Genomic DNA, 10,183 nt, shown 5'->3' with positions numbered 1-10,183 from the left:
TACATTTTACATGGAATCTCTCTTTTTTATTGCATTTTATTGGTAAAACTTAGTTAATCAACAGGCGTGCTATCTTTCTTAAGAATCGAAACGTCCTTTTGGAACTCAGAGCGGAAATTTTCTTCCATTTCTTCTTGTAAAGCATACTGATCTGGCCATACACTATACAATTGAGCATAATGTTGAAACCCTCCACGAACGCAACGTCCTGCACAGTTGGCATGTGAGAAACCGAGTTCATACATACGAGGGAGTTTAATACCCCACTCTTCTTCGATAATGGCCTTCACATCAACATCTTCACGGAATGTATCAATCATCGGGAATCTAGTCTCTACCGGCTCTACAGGATAATGCTCATAAAAATGAGTAAGATTTTCCGCACGATGTGCCTCATGTGGACCGATCCCGAAATAGAGAATCGGCTCTAATTGATGCTCATCTCTCAATTCTTCTAAAAACAAAATCGTTTGGCGCACTTTTAATTCTTGCGAACATTTAGCGAAGCGTGAATTTCCTAAAAATCTAGAATCAAAAAAGACTTCTTCAGGTGTACGTCCATCAATTCGCTCTGTAATCTCAATACCGATATACTCTGCTACTTCATCCATAAATCGATAGTTATCATCGTCTTCCCACAATGTATTCGTGAAAAATAAAATACAATTCTCTTTCCCGTACATTTGCACCATTTGGTAAGCAACATAGGCACTTGATGCTCCACCACTATACATTGCAATATGCACTGGTTTTCTTTCTGTCATGTTCCATTCCACCCTTATCTGAATTACTTCGTATAATCATCGAGCAACTGCAAAAGAACATACTGTAGTTCCTCTACTTCTACATTGCGCCCCGCATTTCGCAACATTCTCTCCACGTTTTTATGGATTACTTCTGCTTTTGGCGATAATTCAACTCGTTTAATACGTTGGTATTTACCATTATACTCCAAGTTGATGTAATCTCCTTGTTCTACGCTTGTATTACCAGCGTGTTGCACATCATTTGCAAATTGTCGGTAAAATAAATCGACTGTCGTATCTGACCATGCTTCTACTTCAACTCCGATATAACGATTCAAAAAGTCGATGAATTCATCACTTTTTGATAAAACTTTCAACAAATTATTGTGTGCAATTTCTTCTGTCGTAAAGCTTGAAGGATATTCAAACATTTGATCGATAGAAGCTATCTTTAATTGCTCACAAATAAAGCTTTCAATACTCTCTTTAAATTCAATCATAGTCATTTCTAGTTGCTGCATATGTTGTTTAAGTAATGCTATATTCTCTCCATATTTTTCAAAGAGACTTTCAACAGCAAGTAAAGGATTGACCTCACTTTGACGAATATAACGTTTTAATGTTTGTAAGTCTTCACTGACACGTTCGGTCATTTGGGTATGGCGTGGCAATGAGCGTAACCACCCTAACAAGCCGCTGCTTACTTGTATTAATAAAGTCTTATCTTCTACATATTCACTAATATAAGGCGATACAATCGTCTCTACTTGTTGTAAGAAAGCTAACTGGTGTTCATCAAAGTCATGGAACACGTAGTCATATTCTGCACTTTCTTTAAACATCTCATAAATTTTTTCTGCCTCTAACGCTGGGACGAACATATTGTGACGGTAAAACATAATTTGATCTAACCAATCACGCAACAACATAAACGTCAATAACGGAATGAGCGGTGGTCGAATACCATAAGGCTCTGATTGTAAAATATCACTTAATGTATCAAGTGACGAACGAGGATGTTGTCTCAAATGTTGCTGTAAATCTTTGCGCATCTGAGCATATTCAATCGTTTGTAATCTATCTAAATCTTGTAATGACACACCATGATTTTTCAATATTGTTGCATAGACTAAATAATCTGGTCCTTGCCCTTCAATGCCTAACATAGGCGTATAAGGTTGCTGAATAATTCCATCTAACACACGATATAGCGACTTGCGTTGTACACCTTTCACAATAAATCGATTGACCGCATCGTTCATAATAATCGGTGTCATAGAATAACGCTCTTCCATCATCTCACTTAATATCAACTCAAAGTTCAATGCAGACGTTGGTTGAATACGATTTCCTTGATGCATCCACTCACTATCACGATTAAAAGCATAATAATGCTGAATATATGCTAAAAACTCATGATGTAGCTCTTCCTTTAGAATTTGTAACTCTTCTTGTAAATTATTATGTTCTAATAGTAGTGTTCGATTTTGCAATAAAGTATCTATCGCAAGCTCTCGGTTAATCGTACCTTCAATATCTTTAAATGGTTGTCGAGTAATAACATAAAAGACATAAGGATTATTTCTTTCCTTCATCCATCTGATTACGTCACTGTATTCTTCTTCATCCGTTAATACTATTAAATAAACTAGTGCGTCTTCCTGACTTCTAGACTCTAGCTTTAAAATTTCTTCTTTTTGAAGTTCTAACAATTGATGAGAAGCCGCTACTTTCACACGCGCAAATCTCGTAATATTACGATAATCATTGTAGTCACGTGCTAAATAATATTTGCGTGGCAATTCTTCCTGTACATAATCTAAGCGATCTTCCAATGTTAATTTGAGCTTCGCTTGTTCTTCCTCAATTAATGTATTTAATACTGTCGAACTTCCTTCATATAACTCCCAATGTCCAAGAACACGATTATAACGAATCAACTTTCTTTCAGCCATTTCAATGAGATACTGTTCGACTTCATCTTCAAGTTGACCGAGACTATAGGCGATTAAAGACACGTCAATCGGATGTACTGCGTTAGAATTCGTCAATTCCCACAATGTAATGACTTTTAAAATATCACGTTGCAATTGATTACGTTTAGCACTACTTACTTTCGATAAGTTCCGTTTGTATAGTCGAACAATATCTTGATTCAAATCATCTAAAGTCGTCATATCTAAATCTCGATAAAAATAATCAAAGATTTTATTAGCATAATAATAACCTTTTTCTTGTATAACGTGATTAATAAGGCCGCCTGTTTCATCACTTTCTAAAAATGTAAATAAAGTACGCTCGTTTTGTCCAAACACTTTTGATACTCTCGGCAATAAATAAAGAGATACAGGATGAACAGGGTAGGCTCCTTCAACGACAATTTTCTCAATCTCTTGCGAATTTAATTCATTGAACAGAGGATACTGTCTCAACTTTCTTTGAACACCGTCAAAATTAGGTATTTGCATCGGGTATTGACCCGCTAATTGCGACATATACTGATCTGTCATCCGATAATAAGTCGCAATATCACTGTCGATAAAATACGTATTATATCTTTTCTCTACTCGTTGAAACTCCGAGCGAAAATCTTCTTGGAAGCCTGACATATATTGAGACATTGTTTGGTGTGATATTAATAAAACATGCATATAACCGTCTGAACGATCAACAAATTCAGCTAAGTCTTGAATGTCTTCCATTGTCTTATGTACTTTATGCGGTGATAAGGTTTGTAAAAATCGACCGAATTCATCATAGATAATAAAGATGCCTATATTATGTTCTTTCAGCTTTTTAAGCACTTCTGTTAATTGATCAACTAGATTAACTTGTATATTTTGTTCAAAGTAAGCTCCTGCCGTAAGTTGAGTATATTGATCACTGAACCACTTTATTTCATCTGTATTTTGTTCTTCAATTTGTAAAAGCCAATCCGTTAATGATATATTTCGTTCTGTTAAACGCTCTAAAAAGTGCTCATATGTCTTTGGAAAGTCTGTTTTCCATATCTTTAAAACGTCTTCTACTTGTCTTAAGATACCTGCCGTTTCAATCTCTATGTTTCTCTTCTTTAAGATAACTCTTATCTTTCGTAAGATAGCTTCAGTAAAGTCTCCTTCATTACCATTCAAGACAATTGGGACATATTGCCTCGGCAAATTGAGTAAAGGAGTTAAACTGTCATAAACGTCTTGGTGTACCTTTTGAAATTTATTAACAAGTTGCTCCGCTTCCTCACCTTCAATAGCATGAGATACAATATTAGCCATAATTGTAGCAATTAAAGACTTACCACTTCCATATGGCCCAACACTAATATGAGCAGCCTTACTTTCCTTATGAATAAAAGATTGAGACATTCCAATTAAAAAGTCCGCGTGCGAAGGGGTAGGCAAGTAACGTTGTACAAAAGATAATTTTCCAATATCAAATTTTATATTGACACTCGTTTTAAATGTACTCATTTCACTCACCACTTCTCTTCATTTTCTTTATTTTTATACTGCGTTTCTAAAAAATCAATAGGATCTACCTCAGGTACACGAATAACATCTAAGTTATTTGTACGTGTAAACACAATTTTAAATTCATCTTCATAAGTCCAATCATTTAACATTCTCAAAATGTTCGCTCGTGACCAATTATAAATATTTCCAAATAGGCCTGTCTCCTGTAATAAATCATCTATATTTAAAACATACTGCTCTTTTCTTTGACTGTAATCTAACAACACATACATAAGAAAAATTTCATCTTGCTTCGGAATAATAGCTTCTTCTTTATATACAATGCCATTTTTTTCAGTCATTACTTGTAAATTTGCTAGAGGACTTAACGTGACTTCTTCAGGATCTTCATTATCCTCCCCTGCAGTATACATACGAATCAATGTATCTACATCACGCTTTAATGAGTTTTCAGAAACAACTCGTGTTTCTCTACTTTGCACCCAACTTTGAAATGTAACGAGCAAGTCTTCTCTTGATATTTGAGTATCTTTCAACTCATTAAAAAACCAGTACCATGCCGTACTAGGCTCATCTTGCTTCGTAATCTCATAATGTAAAATCGCTGCTGTTGCGACATACTTCAATGTAATATCATATTTTTTTATAAGCTTTCCTAAAGGAGTTAAGGTGTGTACTTTTTTTATACGATCTTCGTCAACAATACCTATCGCTTTAATCCAATGTCGCAAAGATTGAACCATATTTTTTCCAAGCCCTATTTTTTCAAAAGCATCCTTCTCAAAGAAGAATGAAGGATTCGTTTCGATACTGCGAATCGCTTTTCCTAACCAACGATCTCTCAAATAGAAACTTTGATGTTGATTATATCCCAACTTTTTTTCACTTCCTTCTCACTGGTCGCTCTGTCCAGTACGTACTGTTAAATAAAAAAGGAAGTCATAATACTCCCTTTTTTATAATTAATGAATAGTAGATGGCATTTCTTTAAATTCTTCTTGACAATTCAAAGAAGCTTCGATGTAAGTTGAATAGTTTTCAAGGTAGTCAGCAAAGTTGTCAATGTAATCATCAAAATTATTTCCACCTACAATAATGTGCTCATATAAATAACTAATTCCACCTCTCATATAAGCTAAGTAAATTTCAACATCTTCTAAATGCTCTTCCGTTTTCGCATAAGTTTCTTCACCGTCATCTCGCTGAATGACTCGCATTTTAGCAGGTTCTCGAAACGCTCTATTTACAGCCGTATCGATGTCTGTCTTTTCTTTCTTCGCATAGTGTAATAAAATCACGAGTTGAAAAATCGTTTCAATCGTTGTCGCTTCACGATTTAACTGCTCTAAATCAATTTTTTTCTCGGGGTGTTTTTCTTCCTCCGACATTTTAATGTCTTCTGATCTACCAAGTAAATAACCAATTAACGGAGCTATCAAGAATACATCGATATTACGCTTGAAAACCCTGTTACTATCTTGACCAGCTAAATGATCTAAATATAATCCATGTTCTCCTGCAATAGATAACGTTCGGTCAAAGATCATAATGATACCTCCTCAATCTCAGTATGTGTTTCACTTTTCTTTACAAAGCGATATTTCTTCCCTATATGTTTAGACATTACTGTTTCAGCATGTGTAAAGTCTTTTTGCATCACAATTAAAATCAACTGCTCTGAAACTTGAGGTAATACTCGTGAAATATTGCTCACATGAGTATCATCCGTATTAGAGAAGGGTGCGTCTAAAATCATTGGTAATGATTCTACAGCTGTAATTCCCTCATCATTCTTTTTATCTTGCAGTTTCTTATGTTCCGCTAAGTCAGCTAATCCAGCTAAAAATGCAAAGTTTTTAACTGTTTCAAGGCCTTGTGAACCATCAATCTCTGTATCCTGTCTAATATCATTTTTCACTTTTAATGTGACTCGATAACGATCATCAATTTCTACTACTCGATTCCCGTGATACATCTCTTGGAAATAGTGATTAACACGCTTCTCTAAATCTTCACGTAACTCAAATGATTGACGATTATAACTATCTTCAAACCACTGTCTAACACCTTCGACATATTTAATTTTCTCTTGAATTTTTCGATTTGTTTTTGTGTTTGCTGCTAAATTACTAAGCTTTGTAGTGAGTTTAGTTTTTCGTTTTTCTAATGCATCTATCTGATTATTGTTTGCCCCTTTTTTCTGTAGACATTCTCTTTCAAATCCTTCATATTTTTGAACTTCTACTTCTAGAGCATGAACACTGTCGATACCTTTTAACTCTTCGCTCAAAACTTTTAAATGTTCCTCTGTCTCGCCAATTTGCACATCCAAATTTAAAATATCTTCATGTGTATGAGTAACATGCTCTACATAACGATCCCCATTATTTTTCATACTATTTAAAGACTGTGTGAATTGACGAATCATTAAACCAATAGATTGAGGTGGTAAGTATTCCTTCTCTCTTAAAAGCGATTGATATTCTGGTGTTTCTTTCTCTATCGGTGTGCCACAAACGCAATGTCCTCTTTCAATAATGTGGTTGATTGAGTTGGCATTCATATCTCGAATTCCAACATCTTCAAGCTGTGCACCTTCTAGAATTTCTAAAGCTTGATGAATAAGAGGTTGAGCAAAGTAATTTTGTGGACGAGCAGATATATCATTTCGAATTTTCTCTCTCTCTTCTTTTTCAAACTATAACGATAAATATCTAATGTTTTTTCTGCTTCTTGACGCTCTAACTCTTTTTCTTTCGCATTCGCAAACTTCATTAATTCTCCACGTTTTTCCTTTGCTTTCTCTGCATAATAAGTAATATCTTCTTCCAACTGAATCTGTTCTTTTTTTATATTTTCGATATTTTGATCTATTTTTTCAATCTGAGCTTGTAATTGATGAGAGTTTTTCTCATCTTCACTCTCTAAACTATTTCGTAACATCCCTAATACTTTTTGTGTACTTGTAGAATTGATTGGACCGATATGTTCAATAGCATTTTCATATGCTGTCAAACCTAACAAATCTTCAACTGCTGTTTTAAGATCCGCATTTTCTGTAATATTTTTAAAACGCTCCGTATCGTATAAAAAATAAGTTGAGAGTTCTTGAGGGAAAATACTGTTGATGACTGTTCTCTTTTTAGGATATTGTAGTTGTTCGGTTGTACCATCAGCACCTTTACGACTAATATCTACACTTTCTTCTCCCAATGGCTTTACTTCTTCTCCTCTTTTAACATAAGCTTGAGAACGTTGTACAGTATATTCATATTCATGATGCATTAAGGTTAATGTTACACTCATTATTGCTTTGTACTGCTTGTTATCTAAAACCTCTTGCTCTACTTCTTTATTTAACAAATCTTTTGACGACTTAAAATTTGCAAATCCATATAAACACCAGTTAAACGCTTGTAGAAAAGTTGTTTTTCCTGATGTATTATCTCCTAATAAAACGGTAACATTCCTATCTGAATCTGTCGAAAAGTTTATTAATGGTTGTTGCCCTTTAAACTGTCTAAAGTTCTCAATTTGAATGGATTGGATAATCAATGCTAAACCCTCCTTAGCTTTTATAAATTAGACTCGTACACTTCATTTACAATCTTTATAATTTGCCTTCTCATTTCAGCGTGATTATATTCCTTAGTTTTTACATTGTCTCTTTCTAAAATGTAAATTCTTTGACGCATTACATTTAATTTTGCTTTATTTAATTCAATCTCTTCTTGATTTTTATAATTCGTCATACTAAATCTTTCCTTTCCATATCTACCGCTTCGATAGAATATCGTTCACGTATTAATTCACTAACCTCAAATGCTTCTCTACGATTTAATGCAATAGAAGCAAAGTCTTCTAACCGTTTCAATTCTCGAACAATCAAGCTCTTTGTACTTGCTATTTCCTCAGGCAATATGCTATCTCGTTCTGAAAATGGCAATGTAATGAAATCATATATATCTGCTCGTTCTTTTCCTTCATATAATCTTAATACACGTCCTCTTCGCTGTACGTATTCTTTAGGGTTTGTACTACTCGCTAGAATAAACGCTTTTTCAACACTTGGTATATTTACACCCTCGTCTAAACAACGAATTGCCGTGAGTACCTGTAAATGCTCTCCTTTTGAGAACGTATCAATAAGTAATTTGCGTTCCTGCTGATTTTCTTGTGCTGTAAACCGAGCAACCTTCATTCCCAAATCATTTCCTAACATTTTTGAAACAGCATCAATTTGGCGCACTTCTTCTTCAGGTGATACACCTTCAACATAAGAAGGATCATTAATAGTAGTAGCTCCACAGTAGACGAGTATTTGAGAATCATCTTTGTATCGTTCAATTTCTTTTTTTAGAACTTCTAACTTATTTTCAGCTCCAGCAACAATACGAGCTCTTTTAATTAAAAGCATTTTTGCTGTTTCTGTAAATTTTATTTTCCCACTTTTTTCACGAATAATTGAACGTGCAATTTGACGTGTTAATGATAAATATTCGTGCCGCTCATCTTCTGTCAAATAAACCGGTATTGGATAATAGTTATAAGGGGTTAACATCTTACTATTAATAGCATCTTTTAAAGAGTACTCCATGACGACATCTCCAAAGTATCTATGCAATGACTCTGTTCCTTCTACGTCTCCTTTTCGATTAATTGTAGCTGACAAAGCTAAACGATATTCTGCATTTGGCAGTAATGCTTTCTGTAAATGTTCCGCTCCTAAGTTATGAGCTTCATCTGCAATTAACAATACGTTTCTTTTCAAACGTCGCAACATTTTCTGTATAGCTTCTGTACGAAACGTAGCGTTTGTTGTAATAAAGCAAAAAGACATTGGATCCTTTTCTGTTTTATAGTTGAACAGTCTCGTAACACTATTCAATTGATTGCGCCAATTACGTTGTGGCGAAGCAGAAAATCCGATAATCGGTTGTATTCCGAACTGTTCGATATCTTCTACCCATTGAGTGACGAGATGCTGATAAGGTACGACAATTACAATGCCTAGTAACTTTTGTTTATCTCGATATAGCTGTTCAGCTGCTGCTAATCCGGTTAGTGTTTTTCCCGTACCTGTTGCCATTGAAAAGATGCCACGGTAACCATGCTCTTTCCAATTAGCGATAGCGTCTTTTTGATAAGGTCGTAATGATAGCCAATTTGGCAATGAAAAACCTTCCTCTTCTGATTCTATCGATTTCGATTCAATTATTTCAGCTAACCATTTAGGAGGTGCTTTTATTTTATCGATGACTGTTTCAAATTGAGACTCCTCTACTTTTGAAACTTGTACTGCAGGATGTTCTTCGTCCCATAAACGCTTAAAATCTAAATGTTTTTCTTCTACTAATTCGCATTCAAAATCACTTTTCCAAGAACAAAAAACATTAATTGATTCGTAATTTTCCATATAAGCACTGTATGTTTCATTTAAAGATCCATCGAATGCAATCATTTCGCCTGTTTCATCTTCAAGTAAGCCTATTTTTTCATGATATATTCCTAATCCTCGATCCGTTTGGATTGTCGCAATTTTCAGTTCTAAAAAACCATGCTTAATCAAATGATAAAGTAGCGAGTAACTCTCTACATATTCATCATTTTCTAGCTCGGTTTGTATTGTTGTCAAAAAAGCATTTTGTGCTACTTCTTCACGATCTTTGTAACCCTTTACAATTGCAAGCACATCATTTTCTTGCAATTGAGGTGATGTGATTACTTTTATTTTCCCGCCATTTTCTATTAATTCTCGAATACCTTGTAAGAGCAGCACTAAAGCCCCTGAAGAAAAATATCCGACAGCTCTTAAATAAGATGTAGATAATTTCATAACAGGCACTAAAAAATCTTTGACAATATCATCGTTTTCCAATGTTTTATACGATTTTTTTATATTTTTAATTTCTTTAAAAGACATTTTAAAGAATCACCGCCATTTATTACATTTTAGAGAAATAACAT

Annotated in this window: 8 protein-coding genes; all 8 read right to left on the bottom strand. The window is 34.4% G+C overall.

Going from position 1 to position 10,183, the window contains the following annotated elements; genetic code table 11:
* Positions 1 to 53 precede the first annotated feature (53 nt).
* The 8 genes from ACFQ0V_RS07695 to ACFQ0V_RS07660 all read right to left on the bottom strand — a co-directional run bounded on the left by ACFQ0V_RS07695 (position 54) and on the right by ACFQ0V_RS07660 (position 10,139).
* Positions 54 to 764 (bottom strand): hypothetical protein, encoded by a 711-nt coding sequence (locus ACFQ0V_RS07695; protein ID WP_381011838.1) that lies wholly within the window; start codon positions 762 to 764, stop codon positions 54 to 56.
* 23 nt (positions 765 to 787) lie between these two features.
* Positions 788 to 4,018: a hypothetical protein gene (locus ACFQ0V_RS07690; protein ID WP_381011835.1), complete on the bottom strand. Its 3,231-nt coding sequence runs from the start codon at positions 4,016 to 4,018 to the stop codon at positions 788 to 790.
* A gap of 200 nt (positions 4,019 to 4,218) precedes the next feature.
* On the bottom strand, positions 4,219 to 5,091 hold the full coding sequence (locus ACFQ0V_RS07685) for a DUF4007 family protein (protein ID WP_381011833.1): 873 nt from the start codon (positions 5,089 to 5,091) through the stop codon (positions 4,219 to 4,221).
* 87 nt (positions 5,092 to 5,178) lie between these two features.
* Complete coding sequence (locus tag ACFQ0V_RS07680; protein ID WP_381011830.1) at positions 5,179 to 5,763, bottom strand: hypothetical protein; 585 nt, start codon at positions 5,761 to 5,763, stop codon at positions 5,179 to 5,181.
* Positions 5,760 to 6,779, bottom strand: a complete 1,020-nt coding sequence (locus ACFQ0V_RS07675) for a hypothetical protein (protein WP_381011828.1) — start codon at positions 6,777 to 6,779, stop codon at positions 5,760 to 5,762. Before ACFQ0V_RS07675 ends, ACFQ0V_RS07680 begins: the two co-directional genes overlap by 4 nt.
* Positions 6,780 to 6,823: 44 nt before the next feature.
* Positions 6,824 to 7,771, bottom strand: a complete 948-nt coding sequence (locus tag ACFQ0V_RS07670) for an AAA family ATPase (RefSeq protein WP_381011825.1) — start codon at positions 7,769 to 7,771, stop codon at positions 6,824 to 6,826.
* Positions 7,772 to 7,791: 20 nt separating this feature from the next.
* On the bottom strand, positions 7,792 to 7,968 hold the full coding sequence (locus ACFQ0V_RS07665) for a hypothetical protein (RefSeq protein ID WP_381011822.1): 177 nt from the start codon (positions 7,966 to 7,968) through the stop codon (positions 7,792 to 7,794).
* Positions 7,965 to 10,139 (bottom strand): DEAD/DEAH box helicase family protein, encoded by a 2,175-nt coding sequence (locus tag ACFQ0V_RS07660; protein WP_381011819.1) that lies wholly within the window; start codon positions 10,137 to 10,139, stop codon positions 7,965 to 7,967. Before ACFQ0V_RS07660 ends, ACFQ0V_RS07665 begins: the two co-directional genes overlap by 4 nt.
* Positions 10,140 to 10,183 lie beyond the last annotated feature (44 nt).

Source organism: Savagea faecisuis (genome assembly GCF_042675605.1).
In the GTDB taxonomy this organism is placed as follows: domain Bacteria; phylum Bacillota; class Bacilli; order Bacillales_A; family Planococcaceae; genus Savagea; species Savagea faecisuis.
Note: the sequence above shows the minus strand (reverse complement) of the source record. Positions and strands in the feature narration are given on the sequence as shown.

Coding starts and splice junctions, on each gene's coding strand:
- ACFQ0V_RS07675 (WP_381011828.1), bottom strand. CDS start 6,779: ATGAATGCCAACTCAATCAACCACATTATTGAAAGAGGACATTGCGTT.
- ACFQ0V_RS07660 (WP_381011819.1), bottom strand. CDS start 10,139: ATGTCTTTTAAAGAAATTAAAAATATAAAAAAATCGTATAAAACATTG.
- ACFQ0V_RS07680 (WP_381011830.1), bottom strand. CDS start 5,763: ATGATCTTTGACCGAACGTTATCTATTGCAGGAGAACATGGATTATAT.
- ACFQ0V_RS07665 (WP_381011822.1), bottom strand. CDS start 7,968: ATGACGAATTATAAAAATCAAGAAGAGATTGAATTAAATAAAGCAAAA.
- ACFQ0V_RS07695 (WP_381011838.1), bottom strand. CDS start 764: ATGACAGAAAGAAAACCAGTGCATATTGCAATGTATAGTGGTGGAGCA.
- ACFQ0V_RS07690 (WP_381011835.1), bottom strand. CDS start 4,018: ATGGCTAATATTGTATCTCATGCTATTGAAGGTGAGGAAGCGGAGCAA.